Annotated in this window: 11 protein-coding genes and 1 pseudogene; all 12 read right to left on the bottom strand. The window is 29.2% G+C overall.

Going from position 1 to position 20,369, the window contains the following annotated elements; translation table 11 throughout:
• Positions 1 to 565: 565 nt before the first annotated feature.
• The gene (locus tag BX659_RS17685; protein ID WP_097019556.1) at positions 566 to 772 is read right to left on the bottom strand and encodes a hypothetical protein; all 207 of its coding nucleotides are present in this window, start codon (positions 770 to 772) and stop codon (positions 566 to 568) included.
• Between the two features lie 345 nt (positions 773 to 1,117).
• On the bottom strand, positions 1,118 to 2,434 hold the full coding sequence (locus tag BX659_RS17680) for a restriction endonuclease (RefSeq protein WP_097019555.1): 1,317 nt from the start codon (positions 2,432 to 2,434) through the stop codon (positions 1,118 to 1,120).
• 150 nt (positions 2,435 to 2,584) lie between these two features.
• On the bottom strand, positions 2,585 to 4,027 hold the full coding sequence (locus BX659_RS17675) for a hypothetical protein (protein WP_097019554.1): 1,443 nt from the start codon (positions 4,025 to 4,027) through the stop codon (positions 2,585 to 2,587).
• A gap of 232 nt (positions 4,028 to 4,259) precedes the next feature.
• Entirely contained in the window at positions 4,260 to 6,719 is a 2,460-nt protein-coding gene (locus BX659_RS17670; protein ID WP_097019553.1) for a restriction endonuclease-like protein, read from the bottom strand.
• A 27-nt stretch (positions 6,720 to 6,746) separates the two neighbouring features.
• Positions 6,747 to 9,023 carry an McrB family protein gene (locus BX659_RS17665; protein WP_097019552.1) on the bottom strand — a complete coding sequence of 759 codons (2,277 nt, stop codon included), beginning with the start codon at positions 9,021 to 9,023 and terminating at the stop codon, positions 6,747 to 6,749.
• 180 nt (positions 9,024 to 9,203) lie between these two features.
• Positions 9,204 to 12,137, bottom strand: a complete 2,934-nt coding sequence (locus tag BX659_RS17660; protein ID WP_097019551.1) for a P-loop NTPase fold protein — start codon at positions 12,135 to 12,137, stop codon at positions 9,204 to 9,206.
• Between the two features lie 112 nt (positions 12,138 to 12,249).
• On the bottom strand, positions 12,250 to 13,752 hold the full coding sequence (locus tag BX659_RS17655) for a restriction endonuclease subunit S (protein WP_097019550.1): 1,503 nt from the start codon (positions 13,750 to 13,752) through the stop codon (positions 12,250 to 12,252).
• Position 13,753: 1 nt separating this feature from the next.
• The gene (locus BX659_RS17650; RefSeq protein WP_097019549.1) at positions 13,754 to 15,169 is read right to left on the bottom strand and encodes a class I SAM-dependent DNA methyltransferase; all 1,416 of its coding nucleotides are present in this window, start codon (positions 15,167 to 15,169) and stop codon (positions 13,754 to 13,756) included.
• 64 nt (positions 15,170 to 15,233) lie between these two features.
• A complete protein-coding gene (hsdR, locus tag BX659_RS17645; protein WP_097019548.1) occupies positions 15,234 to 18,476 on the bottom strand; it encodes a type I restriction-modification system endonuclease in 3,243 nt (1,080 codons plus the stop codon).
• Positions 18,477 to 18,712: 236 nt separating this feature from the next.
• Positions 18,713 to 19,087, bottom strand: coding sequence for a hypothetical protein (locus BX659_RS17640; RefSeq protein ID WP_253250818.1), 375 nt, complete (start codon positions 19,085 to 19,087; stop codon positions 18,713 to 18,715).
• Positions 19,088 to 19,147: 60 nt separating this feature from the next.
• Positions 19,148 to 19,792 (bottom strand): annotated as a pseudogene (locus BX659_RS19545) (N-acetylmuramoyl-L-alanine amidase).
• Positions 19,793 to 19,898: 106 nt separating this feature from the next.
• Complete coding sequence (locus tag BX659_RS17625) at positions 19,899 to 20,282, bottom strand: phage holin family protein (RefSeq protein WP_097019557.1); 384 nt, start codon at positions 20,280 to 20,282, stop codon at positions 19,899 to 19,901.
• Positions 20,283 to 20,369: the final 87 nt, after the last annotated feature.

Here is a 20,369-nt window from a genome sequence, read left to right as displayed (position 1 = left end):
AGACTAATCAAAAAGCAAATTAAAGTATATTGATTTGTGAATTAATTCACTCTATTTTAAGCTTTTTAAATAAAACTTTTAGATAGTTGACTTTTTTCTTGATAAAAAAGTAACCAAAAAATCAAGAAAGTCTATAAACTCACTCACAGATGAATTTCTCCTGCCATATCTAAACCTAAGATATTAACTTCTAAAATCCTACTTTAATCTAATTCTCTACTAGATTCCTGTTCCTTCAAACATATAGACTTTCAATATTACAAGATTAAGACATAGGAAAAACGCTACAATTATTCTATTGAACTTTATCTATAATTGAAATTTTAACCTACTTCAGATAATTAAGTTTATAATTCTAACACCGCTTACTTTTCCTCTTAAAAGAGTAACTGATTATTTATCAATCGTCATCCTTTACTTTATTAGTTAGGCAAAAATAATAATTATCCTTGTTATATTTTATCATTTCCAAAATTATCAAACTTAAAAGTATAGTATAGTAAAAAAACAAAGTTAAAGACATTTTAGCCCTCAACTTTGCTTCTAATCTTTAATTATTTAAACCTTATTTTCTAATTTTAGTTCCACTATATGCAAACTGCTCTCTATTCATTTTAACATAATTTCTTTGACCTTTGGACCTAATCTCTCCTATTAAATTATCACAATTGCTACATAATAGCTTCTCACCTTTAACCTTAGCATATATTTTTCTAATCTTATCTTCCCAACACCTTAAAACTCTTCCTTGTCCTAGTTTCTTATACTTCATAATTTTGGATTTAAATTTAGCACATTTAATAGTTAAAATATTACTTCCTCCTATATAAATGGTTTTATAATTGTTCGCTTATGTTTAGGCTCTTATCTTAATTTATTTATAGATCTAATTATTGATCTCTTAATTAGTAATTTCTAAATAACTTTGTCTTTTTATTAATCACTATCGCTATTTTCTTAGTTAAACAAAAATTATGATTATCCTTTTTAGTAGTTATCATTTCTCAAATAAAATATTTTAGCCCCTAACCTTTAAAGAGCCAACACCCTTAACCTAAGATGTTAGCCCAAATGAAAATTCAAATCAATTTAAACTGCCTAAATTCTTAACTAATTGTTAAAGAAATTGATTTGTCACAAAATAACCTACTATTGTAAATCCAAATATTAATAATATCCAAAAATAAGCTGTAAATGAACCTAGATTCTTCTGATAATTAACCTTGTGACTTATTCTATCTATATTATTATTCATTTCTTTAGAACAATCACTACAGACGAATCTATTAAACAATTTAAATGCAGTATAATAATAGCTATCATCATAGCAGATAGTCTTCTTACATTTATTGCAAATATAACTCTCGCCTGTCCTAGTCTTGGCAGTTATCTTGCCACAATCTGAACAAATTACCCCTTTATTTAAAGGGATATTAGAATAATATGATTTCAATTCTATCGGAGTTTTAATTAACCTATTATACTTATTATTAAAATGACCATCGATTTCAATAACCTGATTCGAAATATTTAGATTAAAATTATCTCTTGGGTATTTAATCTGCTCAATCCCACATATCGTTATATCCTTCTTCTTAGGAACGACCTTTTTTCTATATGTTACATTATTACCTCCTGTATACTTTATATGTTCACTATGTTTATTAATAGCCATATTAGTTGTTTTTGACCTTAATCTTTTCTCTTTAAAAGATAAGTCGTGGATATTCTCTGAAACTTCTTCTCCATCAGCATCTTTTAAAAATTTTAATAATTTCTCACTTAAGGGTTTTCCATTACTATCAAAGTAAACATAACCTCTTTTATTTATCCTATGACAAACAGCTTGTGTTTTATAGGTAGTATTTACAGAATAATGAACCCTATAACAATTTATATAACTAGTTTTTCTCTCTTTAATTAATAGATAATCATCTATTGAATTAGGATAAACTTTTATTCTTTTATTAAGCTCATCTTTTAAAGCACCTTTAATATCAAAATCATTAGCACTACTAACCTTATCTATTATAACCTCTTCTTCTTCCCAAAAGATATTATACCCATTATTAGCCCCTAATTTTTTCAAATCTTGAAATTCTATAATTTCTATTTCACAATCATTTACTTCATCTCTTATATAATCTTTAGCAGGCTGTGATAGCCTACTTGTTGTCATAATAATTCCCTTCTTTGCTTTACCAGTTATTATAGCTGAGTGTAACTTTTGTATTACTGGTCTTCCAACAGAATTACTGCTCCAATGCTTACATTCAACAAATATTATTTCTGATTTATCCCTTATTACTAAATCTCTACCTTTATCATTACTTAGAGCAGTTATTTGAACATCATTATACATAGTATTTAATAACTGCTGAGATAGTCTTTCAAAATCTTCCCCATCAAGATAGTTTAAATTCACATTTTTCATACCAAGCTCCTAACTTTGATTAAAATAATTATCTTCCTTTTATTTTATTGAATTATGTGAAGTAATATTTATGCCATAATTCCAAATAACAAATTTATAAAAAATTAGCTACCCAATTAAGAGTAGCTTTGTTCAAATTTAATAAATTAATTACAAATTGTACTCTTCATAATAATAATCAAATACATCATAATAGACTTTCTGTAATTTATTTTTATCAAAACTATTTTTGATTTTCCAACAAAAGTTAAGAACATCTAATAAATTAGGGAATTTATTAGTACGTATTATCTCAAAACTAGGTTTTGCATGTTGATTAAATTTCTTTTCACCAAATTTATCAATTATTTCTCTTTTAAGATAAGATAAAAAAATATATCCCATACACATATCTTCTTTTCTTAAACACTCATCGATATCCACTAAACTTTCCCTTTTAAGTTCATCCTCAAAACTTTCAATAGATGACTTAATTTTATTAATAAACTCCTGATATTTTTTTAATCCGCAAATCAATTTATCTATTTCTCTAATAACAGTATCCATACTATTCGAATCTGCTATACTACTTATAGAATCATTATTACTAATTGAAAATACCTTATCCTCATTTATTGTAAATAAACTATTTGAATTTTGATTATAAACGAAATGTTTATCTTTATTATTATTATTATTTATTTTAACTCTATATTTTAATTTAAAATTTAGGCCTTGCCCTCTAAGTTCACTGTTTGAAACTTCTATCCCAGAATAAACTTCAAAGTTCTTATATTCTTTTGATGTCTCTTGTTCGAAAAATAATAATAATTCTGAATCACTAATCTCTGCTCTTTCTAAATAAAATTCTTGATTTAAACTATCTAATGCTAATAAAGAAATATAAATAGCTATATTATTATCATAATTATTATACTTCTTTTCAGAAGTAATATCTCTTAAGTAATAAATATTATCCTTATCTCTTTTTTTAATAAACCTATATTGTTGCTTATCTTCATCCAACTCTTCTTTGATATATTCTTTCATTGCTTTATCTATTAATTTCATAAATTTATCCTGGTCTATTAAACCTACAATGGATTTAGTATTAAAAAGTGTTTTGAAAAATTGATATGCATTCTTGTATTTCTTAATTTCTTTATTATTATTCCCTTTGGATTCTCTAGCAAATAATTTTTCTGGTTCTTTAAACCCAATATTTATATTTGTTAAATCAAACATTATATTTTCCTTTAATTCATAATCTAGTTCTTCAAAATTTACGTTTTTCCAATCTTCTATTATATCTACTTTTTTAACTTCATTTTCAATCCTACTTAATATATCAATCAAAGATTTAGCACCTTTAACTTTTAAAACTTTATTATTATCTGATATAGAAAAAACTCTAGATATTTGATGATCAGGATATCTATTAGTGGGATATTTTTTTTCATTTAATCTAAGCAGTTGATTTAATTCGCCTAATTTAGCAGGCCTATCATAAGTTTTATATTGACCCAAACCTTCATTTATTGACCATCTATAAACTTCATTATCTTTGCTATCCAACTTATATTTTACTAAATAGTTCTTTAAACCTTTGGACATAGGTCCACCTCCTTAAAAAGGTTGATATATCAAACATAAGTCATTTTAAATAAGTACATATTAAATTAGTATTATTTTCAATTTATATTATTCTGCTTATTAATATGTAAATAATGGTCTTATTTCTTATTTCAACCTAAATAAATACCCGTTATTATATAATCAATCTACAAAAAATAAAAGAAGGCCAGCATAATGCTGGCCAAAGTAATAAGAAATAATTCTATGCTTATTAAAATATTTCTCTCATTATTCTTCTAGTATTAAACATAAACTCTCTTAAACCACTATTTATTATCTTTTCTCCTCTACTTATAACTACTTGATCATTTATAACTTCAACTTTCACATTATCTATCTGAAAACCTGATATATTGGTAGTATCGTTGATTTTATTATCATTAATGATTGTTCTGATATCCTTTCTTAGTCTACTAAGTTCCAACCAGACTCTCCACTCTTCCAAAGTCTTAATACTTAATTCTGGTAAAGTCTTTGCCTTGAATAACAACATATCATTGGTATAAATATGACTACCTCTAATTCCATATCCATCAGAAACAATTGGATTATCAAGCTGATACCACTTATCTACATGAAAGACATAGTAGAGCTGTTGTCCATTATTTTTATTTGGATTCATTGGTACATCTATATTTTTTCTTTTTCTTACTTCATACCTCTTTAAACGACCATAATATCTAATTCCATCTTCCTTTTTAAATTTTCCTTTATCCTGATAAAAACAAATATATTTAAGATTATAAGCCTCTAACCCTTTCTTATAAGGAATATGATAAAATTTCTTATCTAAAATATGATTTCTCTGCTTTTTAGTCCGTAAAGATCCTACTAATACATTTCTTTCAAATTCTACCTTACCTTGATATTCACTAGTGCCCTGAGGTAATATATTACGTTCATAATTACTCATAGAACTTTCTTCAATTAACCCTTCTAAAAATTCCGAAACCAACTCAATACTACCTGGTAAAAATGGAAAAGCTCCTACATTTACTTGATCAATACTTTTGTAAAATTTATGTTCTTTATATTTTTCTTCATCGTGATAAGGGAAAAGAACATAAGCTCCTACCATAGTCCTATTAATTTGATTTGGGTCTTGGTAGACAATAGCATCTCGATAACGGTGCATAGTATTGATTGTATCTTCTTCAGGTCCAGGGATTTCATTATATGTTCGACCATAATAGGTATCAGGATAAGCTGGGTTTATTCTATATTTAGCATCAAAAACAAATTTATAATCGACATTACTACCTTGTTTGCGTAAAGATAGTACATTATCTGGTTTTTGTCCAGTAGTTACCTTTTTACCTTCTTTAGTATTATAAGATAAGGTAAACTTTTCTCCTGTTGCTGGATTTTCATATTCTACAGCTGCACTACTAGAAGTATTTAAGGATACATAAATTCCTGAATAATTAAATTCAATCAGATTATTCTTAACTAAGTTATACTTTTTCCTTAAAATTTGATTTAACTTTAAAAAACACCAATACTCATATAGCTTCCAGGTTTCTTTCATAGATAATCTAAATAACTCCCCATTAAAGCTAAGTCCTTTCTTTAGCATCAAATAATATTTATATATTTCTCGATAACCTGGAGCCATTTGTAAAACTAAAGACAAAGAATCAACTTTGTATAATTCTCCAACATCTTTTAAAAAAGTTCTACTTAACATCAAATCTAATTCTCTGACCATCTTATTAGCAAATTCAACTACTTGAATATCAGCTTTTTCTTTATAGAAGTTTTGATATTCTAGAATAAACCTCTTTATCCTTTTAATAATTTGTAGAATGATCCATTTCACAAATTTATTTTCATAAGTATCAAAGCTAACTTGTTTATTAATATCAAGCAGTTTTGTGGGTAAACCATATTCTTTATCATAAAATTTTGGATTCTTTCTTAACCATTTAATACTCTGTTTATTAACTTTTTTGACTCTACCAGACGGCTTAACCTTTCTAATTTGATTCAATCTATGATGAGGAAATTTTTCTATTCTTCTAAAAGCCTTTTTAAACCCATTAAAGATAGTCTTTAAAATTGTAAAAAATTCACTATCACTAATATTCTCTGCCTCAGTTAATCGCATATTTTGAAAAGTCTTTCTTAAAAAATCATAAGCTAAATTATAAACTTCTTCATTTACTTCTCTAATCAGATTATAGTAATCCCGTTGATAATCAATCTTTGAAGGAAAGACTTCTATTTTTAAAATTAACAAAGGCGAGCCATCCCGTCTAATTTCTAATTCTGAATAGCCTACATCATTACGAAAATTAAATTTTCCCATTAAAATGCTTTTATTTCTGCTTAAAGGGGCCACTGCCTCTCTAATCAATTTATTTTCATGATGAAATTCTAACTCTTTATCATTTTTACTTTCTATTATTACTTGATAATCCTGCCATTCATAAAAGAAAGGAAATACACTTTCTCCTTGGTAAGGCTTTAAATCTTCATCAGGATCGAAATGTAAAAACTCATGAAGTTCACAGTTAATTGGATCAACAGCTAAAGTCGCCTTAATAGCACTATTATCTCTATTAGGACATAAATGATCTATATCAGGATGGATCGGTTTGCCCTTAATAGTAAAAGTGAAATATTGTGTTTCTATATAAATAAGCTCTATATCATTACCTTGATAGCTCACTAGTTTATCCCTCACTTTGAATTAATTTTATAACCAATAAGCTGTAAATCCATCTTCTTCAAATCTTTTGATCATATAAGCTAATTTTTTAGATGATCTAGGATAAGGTATCTTATTATTGTTTTTTTCTATACCATCAATTACTTGATCACCAATTATAGTCTCTTCTTTAGAGAAACCCATTCCCGAAGTAACTTTGACTAGATCAATCAATATATTTTTAATCAAATAAGAGCTTCCTTGAATTCTAGGCAAAATCTTTTGCATAATTTGAAAATCAAAAGCATCTTCAAGAGATATTAACTCTTCTTGCTGATTATAAAGCATATAAAATAATATCTCATCACGTACCCGATAACCTACATGTAGATTTTCTTTTTTCAAAATATCATTAATGTCAATTAGCTTATCTATTACTTCTTTAATAAATCCTTTATCAGCTTCCTTACAGTCGTTTAAAGTAATATAATTGGACTGTAAAAAGTTATTATCAACCCTCTTTAAAGACTCCTTCTCTTCTTGATCTAGATCAAAACTAGCTAAATTCACTTCTGAAAATTCAATAGTATTAGCCCGATCTAAAACCTTTTTACTGAAAGGATGGGTAGTTTCATCCATATTTACTGTGCCTACTAGATATAAATTATCAGGTAGATATAATCCTGCATAGTTTTCTTTGTCTTCCTCTTTAACAAAATCAGTCTTCTTTAATAATTTATTACTCTTTATTCTTTCTTCATCCCTTGCTCTAGTTTCCATTACACTTAATAGATCACTAAAGTAATACTCTACTCTAGCAAGATTCATTTCATCTAAACATAATATATAAATATTCTCTGGCTCATCGATTGCATCTTTAATAATATCAATCATTGGTCCAGGATTAAATTTATCTTTAATATTTTTATAGCCTAATAAATCAGAACCATCACTCCAATCTGGTCTAACTGGAATAATCTTAAATCTATTATTCTGATTAGTACATCCAATAGCCTCTGCAAATAGCTGGACTAATTTAGTCTTACCTGTTCCAGATATCCCTGCTAGTAAAACAAAAGGCTTAGTCTTTAATGATAAGTAAAAGTTTTCTATTAAGCCTCCAGGATAAGTGAAACCCTTTGAACTTATGTATTCTTTAATCTCTTTTATCATTTCTTTGTTTGAAAGCTTATTTTTATATAAAGTAAATTTTCTTTGGTTACTAATCAATTCAACTATATATTGATAAGGAATTTTACTAGAATAAATTTTTATATATTCTGCACCTTCCTCAGGCACATCTACATAAGGCCTTTCTTTCCCCTCTTCTTCTTTTAATCTCTCTCTCTCCTCAACTATGTATTGATAACTATCAGCAAATATATTTTGAAGTAATTCTATTAATTCGTCATTACTATCATAACGAAGCTGTAATGTTTCACTACTAGAATTTCTATTGACATTTGCTAAGTTTATTTCAAATTCTTGATCTTCAATTAATAATTTTACTTTGTGACTACTACCTGGTTCAATTATTTCATTATTAGCTTCATAAAATTTACTATGAGAATCTAAAGGTAAAGTAATTCCCGAGTTAAACATTGACCAATTTACCTTCTTCTTTAGCAAAAGTTCTTTCTGACTATTTTCATTATCCAATTCAACTATCTCAAAACCTCTTTGACTTAAATAACTATTAGCTTCTCGTCCACCACTAAAGGAAGGTACGTTATAATCTCCTGCTATTCTAATAATCTCTTTTACTGGATAAGTCTTATCTTCATATTTAATTACATATTTATGCCTCTTATCTAAAGTAAAATCTATCCACTCTTCAGTATCTCGATAATTATGATCAAATTTATTTAGTGCTTCAATAATTTCTTCTCTGCTCATATCAGGTATGGCCATTTTATATCCTCCAGTTCTTTCATTAAAGTAATCTTCTATCTTTTGATCTATATACTCTTGTAATTCAAATATATTATTCCGTGTTAGTTGACTCCATAGATCTTGATCCATTCTTACTAGATCATTAGCTTCTATTAAATAATGTATCTTATCTAAAGGCATTCTTCTAACATAGTTTTTCAATTGATTAAAGCTTGTACTTTCAATATTTTTTATTTGTGAGGCTGTATTCTCTTCTTCTACATCTAATTCTCTTACTTTTCTATCTAAATAGAAACCTTGAAAATATTTAATGAGATCATTGATTTTAACTATTCCTGTATTTGCTAAATCAAAAAATGCTTTATAGACAATAAATTTATAAGATTTTTGATAGTTATTCAGATCAGATTTAATAGATTCTATTACCTTCACTAAAAAGTTCACCTCTTTTAAGATTGTATAGGCATATCACAATTTACCATTATCATAATATTACTACATAAAAGCATTAATTTCCTTTAACGAAAAAAGCCTACCTATAAAAGGTAAGCTTTTAGGATGGATATATTTTTATTTAATCAATCCAATAATTTTCTTGTATTCTTTATTTAATTAACTTTTTTTATCAATAATTTTATACAATGCCTCATAGAGAACTTTTATTTTAGATAATCTTTTTTGATTTATATCTATCTCAGCCATACTAATACCAGCATTAAACCAACTTTTTTTCCATTTATAACTCTGACTCAAATTATTATTCAATTTTTTATATAATTCATTCATTTTTTGAATAATCTCTTTATCAATATAATGATTTTTAGATGATTTATTAACTTTAGTAATAATCCTCATGAAATAATTGTAAGACCCATTATTTTTATAACCTTGAGCATGAATTATTCTATTATAAAATTCATGAATTATTTTACTTATTCCATCAATATCACTAGTATATATTTCATCGTCATAATTTATTTTTATATCAATATTATTTATAAGATTTAAAACATCATCTACTAGTTCAAAGCATTCTACAAATAATTCTGTTTCACCTATATGATAATCTATATTAATAAATTTTTTACCTTTATATCTAACTTTTATGTCCTTATTTATATATCTTACCCATCCTCTTAACTTATCTACTTCAGAACCAGAAAATTTAATATCAAAATTTAATATATCTAAAACTTGTTTTGCTCTTAGATTCATATGTTCCAATGAACTTATGTCTTTCATAACATTATATTCATTCTTTTCTAAATTATATAATTTAATTATTGTATCAATATCTTTCCTAAAGTGTAAAATTAAATAATGCTTTAAACTTTTTATAATATTATTATTCTCATTTTTATCTCCTCTATCATCATATACTATCTTATTTGATGTTAATAATTCTTTTAACCTTTTTAGATAATAATTATTCAAAGCTAATAATCTAACTGAAATAATATCATGTTTAAGTAAGTTAGTAACTTCCCAAAATCTAATTTTATTATCTTCTTGGGCTTGAAATATTCCATCAGTTACTTTCTTAAATCTTTCTTCCGCTTTATTATGATTAATATACCTCTCTATAGCATCTAAATAATCTTTCATCTGATTATAATCTATAAATTCAATTTTATTATTTAAATCTATTTTCTCTAGAATACTAATATATTTATTATTAATTTCATCTATAAAATATTTATATTCTTTATCACTTGCTAACATAATATTATAAAATTTAGCTTTTAATTCTATATCTAATTGTTCTTCATAGCTTAAGTATCCAAACTTATCTAGATCTTTTAATATTGTTCCAATCAAATAACCCTTATATTTATCAAAGGCCTTCTCTATATCACTCATCTTTAATATTTCTTTGTATTCTTCTTCAAAAAATATTTTTATAAATGAAATATTGAAAATTATTCTGTTAGCATCAATTCGTTGAAAATTATTAGTTAGATGATCACTTTCTTCATCTTTATAAGATTGGTGAAAATTATCAAATAAATGTTCTGTTTCCCTAAATAACTTCTTTATTTTTCTAGGATTAGTCAGTTTATTCTCAAAATCATATATCTTTGCTTTTATTTCTTCTAATTCACCTTTTTTATCTTTTATAGTCTCTTTATCTTCCTCATTCATCTGTATTAATTCATTGTTTTTATTATTTGATAATTCATAAAATTCTTCTTTAATCTTCTTTATATAAAAAATAAAATTACCTTTTAATATACTTAACTGTTTTTGAATAATATCTAAATCATCATAATTTTTATCTAAGAAAATCTTTTTACTTATAAAATAATTAGCTATTTCTTCAAACTGAACCTCTACTAAATCAAAAGTTTTATTAATAAACTTACATAAATACTCATTACTTATAAAATCTCTCTCAATTCTATTATTATCCATTAAGAAAATAACTCTACATCCTCTAAAACTTACTATTTGCTTAATGAATACTAATGTATTATATACAGTCTCTTTCTCTACTCTATCAAAATCATCAATTATTATATATATTTTTTTATCCGCTATACTCCTTATATCATTTTCAAAATTTTCTTTAACTTCTCTAAAATCAGATGGTTCATCTTTAAAAATACCTAGAATTTCTGATAAAATCGAAAACTTATTGTTTTTTATCATCTTCATTACTAGTTCAAAATAATTCTTATAAGCACTAGTTTTTCCAGTATATACACCATTAATTTCTAAAGCTTGTTTTAATTGTTTAAAAAAATATTCCATCAATTTCTTTTTAGTATCCAAAATCATAGGTTGAATAAATATTAAAATAAGTTCTTCTTCCTCTTGTATTTCTTTTTTCAATTCATCAATTAAAACATTAACAAAGCTTGTCTTACCTTTTCCCCAATCAGCATTTATAGCTATTGCAAAAGCTTCATCATAATGTGAATTTATAAGGTATCCTTTTATGTGTTGTAATTGAAACAATCTACTTTCAAAGAGTTGCTCTTTCATTATTATAGATTCATCTGAACTTTCATCAACCTGTCTTTTATCTTTAGAATCATTTTCTATACTAACAATCTGATTAAATGAAATTAAAATAAAGATTAATAAGATTAATAAATTACTAAAATCTAATGCATTTATAGTAGCCAATGAGAATAATATAGTATGAAGAATAAAATAAATGAATTTATAATAATTACTTATTATTTTTCTTGTAGAGTTCTTATATGTAAGTAAGCTATTAGCCAACACTACTAATCCCAAAACCAGTATGATAATACTAGATTTTAGATAAGATATAAAAAAAGAATCTAACTTATTGATGTCTGCCTTATAGACTAAAAAACCTATAATTAAAGTAATCAGAAAATAATATACAGGAACCTTTAATTTATAGTTACCCCGCTTATTCCATAAGCTTTTTAAAAAAATTATTAAAATTGATAATGAAATTATTAATTTATAGTTCGAATAAATTTTACTGATAAAACTTATACAATTTATAATATTGTCATACAAAAAAATAATTGTATTATCAATTAAATCATTTAATCCTTTTAAATTCATAATAGTTGACCTCTCTGTATCTTAATATAGTTAGAGAGTTTATTGAGATAAACTCTCTAACTATTATCTTAAGTTCTACTCTTCTTTTTATTAAACCTATTACTGGTTATAATCATCCTTCACTCAAAACTTCCTCCACCAGTTTTACCGCACTCTCTTCCTTAGGATCATTTGTTCCTAGCTCTCCTCGGAAGGCTTTAGCTAGGATTGTTTTTTCCAGTAGCTCTAATTTTTCCTTAGTTGCTTCGACTATTGCTTGGGATTCTTCCATTTTATCTAACAATGGTTCTACTAGCTCTAATATTTTCTTTATTTCTTGTTCTGAAGCAATAGGAACTTGAATAGATGACATTTTCTTAGCATTTATATTCGCTTGTCCAACTTGTTGTGTAACTGTAGATAAAAGTTGTTTCCTACCAATAAAACTGTTTATAAAATAACAAATATATTTAGATAATAAATCCTTTTTAAATAACTTCACTCTAATAAGATATGAGGCAAATGTCATTTGACCTGCTTCTTCTTCACTAACAAGAGCAGTTTTTCCTACTAACTCATAACTATTAGTTCTATTAAATAGTAAATCTCCTTCTTCTAATTTTAGTTTCTTAACATCTTTATGGTCATAAGGCAGATATTTAAGGTCATCAGTAACTATTTTACCATCTTCTATATTTCCCATCCTTAATACAGGAATACCATCTATATCAGGGTATGCCTTTGATGAACTCCCATATCTAGTACTTCTAATTATCTCATGAAAAGTCACCCATTCCCAACTATTAGGTAATTCATAAGGTTGTTCAATATCAACTAATTTTTTCTTTCTTTTATTACTTTTTTTCTTAGCTTCTTCTATTTCCTCCAATAGAACTTCTACTGACTCAACATATTCATTCTCGGCTCTCCACTGAGCCGTCAACTCTCCTCGAAAAGCCTTCGCTAAGATAGCTGCCTTCCGATTCTCAAAGCTCTCTTCAACTGCTTTTATCTTCTCCCTTGCCTGCTGAATCTTATCCAGCATAGATTCCACTTTAGCTACTATTCTTTTCTGTTCATTTAGTGGAGGAACAGGTATAGAGACTTCCTTTTTAAGCATAGTCTGATTTACTCCCGCTTGACCTACCCACTTTTTACAAATCTCTGCAAAAAATCCATCCTGCCATAACTTATTAATTGCATAATTAAACCATATTGGCTCTACAATATCAGAATTAACCTCTAACTTTGTAATATGATTACTATAAGCAAAGTTCATCTCTTCTTCGATTAAAACAGATCTTCCAACTAATTCTACACTATTAGTATTATTAAATAATATTGTATCTTTAAACAACTTATCCTTTCCCTCTTTAACCATATTCTGAGGGATAAAAATCAAACTTTCTAAATTTAATCTCCCAAGAAAACCAATATTATTAGGTCTCAAATGTGGATATGCCTCTTCTTCTTCCGGTGAAACCTCATTCTTTCTTGCACAGGCAAAACCACTAGAAATATCACTTAATAATTCTTTAACCCTTACCCACAACCAATTGTCAGGTACTTCATAAGGTTGTTCCTCGACTGGCACCAATGCTTGCTCCAACTTCTTCTCTAGTTTAGTTTTTACCATCTTATTTCCCCTCAATCACTTTCAGTTCTGTCAAGACTTCATCTAATAGACTAACAGCCTCTTCTAACTTCTCCATAGCATCTTCAGTCGCATCGATTGGCTCTGGTAAGTCTTCATAAGTAGTAATATCATCATCTTGGATCAATCCTAAGTCAAGATTATACTCCTTCTTCTGAATCTCTTCGATACTATAGTAGCTAAAGCGTTCATCATCAACCTTAGTTCTATCCTCTGCCTGATAAGCCTCAATAAAATCTTCAAAATGCTGATGCTTTAATGGATTCCGCTTACCAAAGCTAGGCATATTGGTTCGCAAGTCATAGATCCAAACACCTTCTGTATTATCCTTATCACCTTTACCCCGAGTGAAGAATAAAACATTGGTCTTAACTCCTTTGGCATAGAAGATACCTGTTGGTAACCTTAAGATAGTATGTAAATTACACTTATTCATCAGATCCTCTCGTATCTTTTGACCATCTCCATCTGCAAATAATACATTATCGGGTAAAACTACCCCTGCTCTAGCTTTACCATTCTTCTTCAAAGAACGATAAATATGCTGTAAAAAGTTTAGCTGTTTATTTGAAGTTGGATAAGTAAAGTCATCCCTTGTTGCTCGCTCCCCTTTACTTTTAGTTCCAAAAGGAGGATTGGTCAAGACCACATCATAATTCTTCATCTGCTTACCAAAACTAGATAAAGTATCTCCCAATAATATCTCTCCATCAATATCATGCAACATCGCATTCATCAAAGCTAATCGGTGAGTATCCTGTACCAACTCACAACCACTAAAGGCTTCTTCTTTCTGGAATCTTCCCTCTTCAACACTCAAGTTAAAGTGATCATCAGTATTCTTTCTAATATGATGATTAGCCGCAATCATAAAACCAAAGGTACCTGCTGCTGGGTCATTACACTTCTCTCCAGGTTGAGGATCGACTAACTCCACTATCACATCAATCAATACCCGTGGTGTAAAGTACTGCCCTGCACCAGACTTCTTCTCGTTAGCATTCTTCTCTAATAACCCTTCATACAGATTACCTAAACCTTCTTCCTTAGCACTATACCAATCAAGATCATCAATTGATTTGATAATCTTCTCTAAGTTCTTAGGCTCATCTATATTAGTCTTAGCATTAGTATATATCTGTTGAATCTTACCTTTTCCTTCAGTCGATAAATCTAATAGTAACTGCCGATAAAACTTCATCAACTCAATTCCCTCTTTAGCAGAGAGATCATTCCATCTATAACCTTCAGGAATATTATTCTCAGTTCCCGTCTCCTTAGCCATCTTCAAGAATAAAATATAGGTTAACTCTGTTACATATTGATGATAAGTAATCCCATCATCCCTTAATACATCACATAAATTCCATAACTTTTGTACGATTTCTTGTGTATTCATTGTTGTTATTCCTCCTTTTAAGTATAGTACCAGGTTAACTATTACCCGTTACTTGTCACTACCCTTAACTAGCATATAAGTTTTCATTTATTAATTCTAACACACTATCAAGCTCCCCTGCAAATATCTTATTCAACCTCTTATATCCACCTTGAGACTTAAAAGGCTCCTGCTTAAAGGATTCCTTATCTATAATATCCTCATTCAAAAGCTGCTTCTCAATCCTATCTAACCAATTTAGCTGTACCCTCTTCCAATTCTGCATCTTTCTAACCTTATCCATAGCACCTTTTATTCTTTCATTATGACTCATCAATGGTGTTCCTAAAGCTTGCTGTCGTACAAAACTAATAATATCAGCTACAATATCTTCATTCTTCCACTCTCGCCAAGCTGTATTCAAACTGGTCTTATTAAAACCATGACTATCTAGCTCTAGCTTCAACTCTTTTAATGCCTCACGGGTCAACTCCTTAGGTCTTTGACAAACTATCTCTAAAGCAGGAATCTTATTCAGATTTTCCCTTACAAACCTACCAAACTCATCTAAATAATCCTCAGGCTTAGTAGCATTACCAAAGCCTCTGCTATGCTCACGTAACTCATCTACTTCTGTAGAGATAATTTGCTTATTAGATTGTGAGCTATTTTCATCTAAGAAAGCAAATAATCCCTGTAAATTCTCTAACTCTTTACTAACTTTAGCAGGTTGACTCTCCTTTAACCAATCAATAAACTCTTCTGGCTCCTTTCCTCCCGCTAAATACTTAAACTTCTCTTTACTCTCTCCTTTAATCCTTCTCTTCTTCCGTTGTAATTTAGCTACCAACCCATCTATACACTTCTTCTGTCTAGCTTCATCCTTATCTTGAGATAGCTCCTCCACTAAATCAGTGAAGTTGATACTTGGGTTAGCAACTACCGGCTTCATAGTAGAAACCTTCTCCAATCCCTCATATAATCTAACGGCATCAAAAATATTAAAGTGGGTCTTATCTATCTCATCACATAACCTAGTTGCTCTCCCTAACATCTGCTCATATAATATTCTAGAACGCACTCGACGTAAAAAGACCAAATTAGATATCTTAGGCACATCAATTCCCGTAGTCAATAAGTCAACGGTTACTGCTATATTAGGATACATCTCATTTTTAAATTTCCTTACCATCATTGAAGGATCCTTGACAGAACCAGTAATCTTCTCCACTGCATCATCATCAACTGGAATTCCAGCTTCCTCAAATTCCTCTTTAAAGATTCTAACTATCATATCTGCATGCTCATCAGTACTAGCAAAAACCAAAGTCTTCTCATGACTACCAGGATCTAAATCATTGATAATATCCTTAATTACAGTCCGATTAAAACTTTCTGTAATTACCTTCTTATTAAAACTATCTACTTCAAAGTTTAAATCATCAGGCAATTCTTCACTATTAGTTATCTCCCCAGTTACAGGATCATAGATTGCAACCTTCTCCCCTTCCTTAAAGGTAATTCCTTCTGTAGATAACTTAGTCTTAATCTGATGAGGAGGCTCATGATCAACTAGATAACCATCAATTACGGCCTGCCGATAACTATACTTAAAGACTGGCTTACCAAAGATCTCTTTAGTATGCAAAGCAGGAGTAGCTGTTAATGCTACCTTAACTGCATCAAAATACTCTATTACCCTTCTATACTTACTGATATAATCTCTAGGATCTCTATATTTTAACTCATCTTCTCCCATCTCCTTATCCAATAAATAACCTCGATGGGCCTCATCTACTATAATACAATCATACCAATCTACTGCCGGACTATCTTCTGGATTACTATTATCCATTATCCTTCTAACCATTCCTTGTATAGTAGCCATATGCACTTTAGTCTCTCGCTCTGGTTCTTTATCATCTAAACCTTTTATCTCACAAATACTATCAAACTTCATCATATTCTCAATAGTCGACTCTTTAAAAGAGTCCTCTGCTTGCTCTCCTAAAGTAGTCCTATCAACTAAGAATAAGATCCTCTTAAATCTCTTACTTTTGACCAATCTATAAGCCAATCCAATAATAGTCCTAGTCTTTCCAGTTCCAGTAGCCATAGCTAATAATATCTCTCTTTGACCCTTTCTAATCGCTTCCTCTGCTCTCTTAATTGCTGTAACTTGATAATCTCTTAGACTTAAACCATTGCTATCCTTTAAATAATCAAAAGACTCTTCCTCTAGTCTTTGATTAGCTCCTATCTTATCCTGTTTAAGTAATTCATTTAATCCTTCAGGAGTATACCAATCAGGCAATACACTAGGATGATTGGTTCTAACTCGCCCATCTAAAAACCAAATCCCTGACTTCTCCTTTAACTGCTTTAAATATTCTCTTCCATTAGTAGCAAATATAAATGGAACCTTATACTCATTCCAACTACCTACCTGCTCTTCATTCTTTAATTTGATCTCTCTTGCATAAGTTTTAGCCTGTTCTAAATCAGCAGGAATATCTTTACTCTTTCTTTTAGCTTCAATAATCCCAACTAACTTCTTTCCTATAAACAAAGCATAATCAGCCCTTTTAGGTCTAGACTTACTTCTATCAATTGGCCATTCTGCAATCGCCATATTTCTACCTTTCTCAGGCCTAGTACCCTTTGAATATCTCAAATTATTAGTATCTACTTCCCAACCTCTAATTTGCAACTTTTTATCTATAATTAAACGGGTTTCATCCTCAGTTAAATCCATCTTAGCTGCTGATCTATTGCTCTGTTTCTTCCTCTCTTCAACCTCTTCAGAGCTACTCTCTTGCTTTCTAACCTCTGCTAACTTTTCTCTTAGCCTAGCTAGTTCTTCTTCATACTCTTTACTTACCTTATCAATAATTACTTGATTATTTGTATCTTCTCTCTTAGGTAAAACAAATTTTTTAGGTTCAAAATCCCATTCTCCATAAACCTGCATGAACCAAACCCCGGCTTTAAAAGCCATAGACAATGCAGTCTTAGCTTCAGCTAAGGAATCATAAACTTCATGTACAGCTTGATTTCCTACCATTCTTAAGGTATGAAAAATATCCAACATCTTTTGATCAATTAAGTCTTCACGTTTTAATATAGCTAATTTCTTCATCTGTCTATTATCATCAGGCTCATCTAACTTATCATATACAAACATATAGTCTACTATCTTTTCACCAAACATTCTCAATTTAATCAATGTAGTATTTGGATCAGTATATAAATTGTTCTCCGCTAGCTCTCCTAAACTATTAAGTATAGGCCATTTTTCCTTAAGAAAAGAAAAATTACTATTACTCATGCAATCATCTCCTTATATTAACTTAAGTCAATATTAAAAACATATCAATATATATTATCTTTCTATAACATGGTTTAATTTCCCTTTATATCTATATTAAGAATCAAGAATATTTGCAGTTATTTTTCTATAAAAGTATCCAAAAACTAAAAAAGGATGCAAGCTTAGCCTGCACCCTTAATTTATCTCTATATAATTTTTAAATTTCTTAGTCATCTTCTTGTCTTTTATCTATTCTAAAACTCACCATCATATTTAATTCTATACTCACCCTTACTAAGCTCTAACTTCAATCCATCTTCCCTCTTAACCTTAGCCTTCAACCTATTCTCAACCTTCTTCTCATCTTCATCATTAACCTCATACCCAGCCTCCTCCAACTCACTCAACACCTTATCCAATAAATCATCAATAAGATTCAGCGACTCATTCTCAGGAAACTCCAACAGAATACCATCAATCACATCATCGACCTCTGCTAAAATAAAAGCTCCTGTCCTAAAATAAGGATCCAAGTTTGGCTTCCACTTCCTCAATCCTACAATTAATATACTCAATAATGATAACCATCCTATTAGCTTGCTTACCAAATCAATAATAATGTCTTGCATCTCAATCCTCCCTCTGATTTTAGTATTTTTTATCTCTTGACCCTAAATGTCAATTGTACACTATAAACTGCTTTCAATCCCTTTCACGATAGCCAAAGCTATCTTCAACTGATAATCAGCTGAATTAAGCAGCTTTTCTTCATAAGAATTGGTTATAAAACCAACCTCAACTAATACCGCAGGACACTTAGTCCTCTTCAACACATATAAATCATCATTAAACTTGACCAATCTGTCTACACTCTTAGTCATCTTAATCAAATTTCTATGAATCGATTGAGCCAATTGCTTACCTTGCTTACTACCAACATAATAAAAAGTCTCAATCCCTTGAGCTGATTCATTAGGAGCACCATTACAGTGAATAGAGATAAAGCGATACTTAGTTTTAGTGGAGGTTTTTTTCCACTAAATCTTAGTAGAGCCAATCCAGAAGCTTAGTGCCACTTATCTTTGATTTACAAAAGTAAAGATATTAGTGGCACTTAGCTGTCGGGTAAAAATATCTTCCTCGCTAGACTCAACTCTCTCAGCCCAGATTGGAAGACAATCTTTATCCCTTGTTAACTTAACCTCATATCCTAAATACTCTAACAAGAATTCAATTAATTTAGCCAACTTCAAGTTAATACCCTTCTCACAAGAAAACTCACCAACAGCACCAAAATCCTTCCCTCCATGCCCTGGATCTATGATAATGTTCATTTTTCCGCCTCCTATATATTAATCTTTTGATTTTATTCCTGTTCCATCAGTGTTAATTCGTGGCTAAAATAATCTTTTGACTTTGAATTTCCTTATCCTCTATCCCTTATTCCTTGTCCCTTAATTGTTTCAATGCTTTTCTCAAAAACTCAGGAATCGGCACCCCTGCCTCGCCCAAATTCTCCAAAGCACTAATCCCCTCCTTAGAGATATAAAACCAAATTGCCATCTGCCTAACCATTCCTTCACTCCCTAACACTTGGTCTACCAAATGGGCTATAGCTACAGTAAAAAATAGTCCTACTTTACGGGCTATTCCCTCTCGACCAATATCACTATCCAACTCCTTCAAGACATAAGCAGATAATAATCCAGTAATATAATCAATCACTACCATCCACATTAAAACTTCTAAACCCTTATCATATCCACCCACTCCATAGTAGATAAAACCCCCTATTAATCCTACAAGATAATGAAAGTAATTCAATAACCTTTCAAAAACAATCACCCCACTTAAGAGCAGTTTACAGTGGACAGTTGACAGTGAACAGTAAAAGAACTAAAAATATTAAAG

It is taken from the genome of Orenia metallireducens (genome assembly GCF_003001995.1).
Taxonomy (GTDB): Bacteria; Bacillota; Halanaerobiia; order Halobacteroidales; family Halobacteroidaceae; genus Orenia; species Orenia metallireducens_B.
This window is presented reverse-complemented; position numbering and strand designations above follow the sequence as displayed.

Excerpts from the sequence above, each read along its gene's own strand:
- BX659_RS17655 (WP_097019550.1), bottom strand. The coding sequence starts at position 13,752 with ATGGTAAAAACTAAACTAGAGAAGAAGTTGGAGCAAGCATTGGTGCCA.
- BX659_RS17680 (WP_097019555.1), bottom strand. The coding sequence starts at position 2,434 with ATGAAAAATGTGAATTTAAACTATCTTGATGGGGAAGATTTTGAAAGA.
- BX659_RS17660 (WP_097019551.1), bottom strand. The coding sequence starts at position 12,137 with ATGAATTTAAAAGGATTAAATGATTTAATTGATAATACAATTATTTTT.
- BX659_RS17640 (WP_253250818.1), bottom strand. The coding sequence starts at position 19,087 with ATGCAAGACATTATTATTGATTTGGTAAGCAAGCTAATAGGATGGTTA.
- BX659_RS17675 (WP_097019554.1), bottom strand. The coding sequence starts at position 4,027 with ATGTCCAAAGGTTTAAAGAACTATTTAGTAAAATATAAGTTGGATAGC.
- BX659_RS17685 (WP_097019556.1), bottom strand. The coding sequence starts at position 772 with ATGAAGTATAAGAAACTAGGACAAGGAAGAGTTTTAAGGTGTTGGGAA.
- hsdR (WP_097019548.1), bottom strand. The coding sequence starts at position 18,476 with ATGAGTAATAGTAATTTTTCTTTTCTTAAGGAAAAATGGCCTATACTT.
- BX659_RS17650 (WP_097019549.1), bottom strand. The coding sequence starts at position 15,169 with ATGAATACACAAGAAATCGTACAAAAGTTATGGAATTTATGTGATGTA.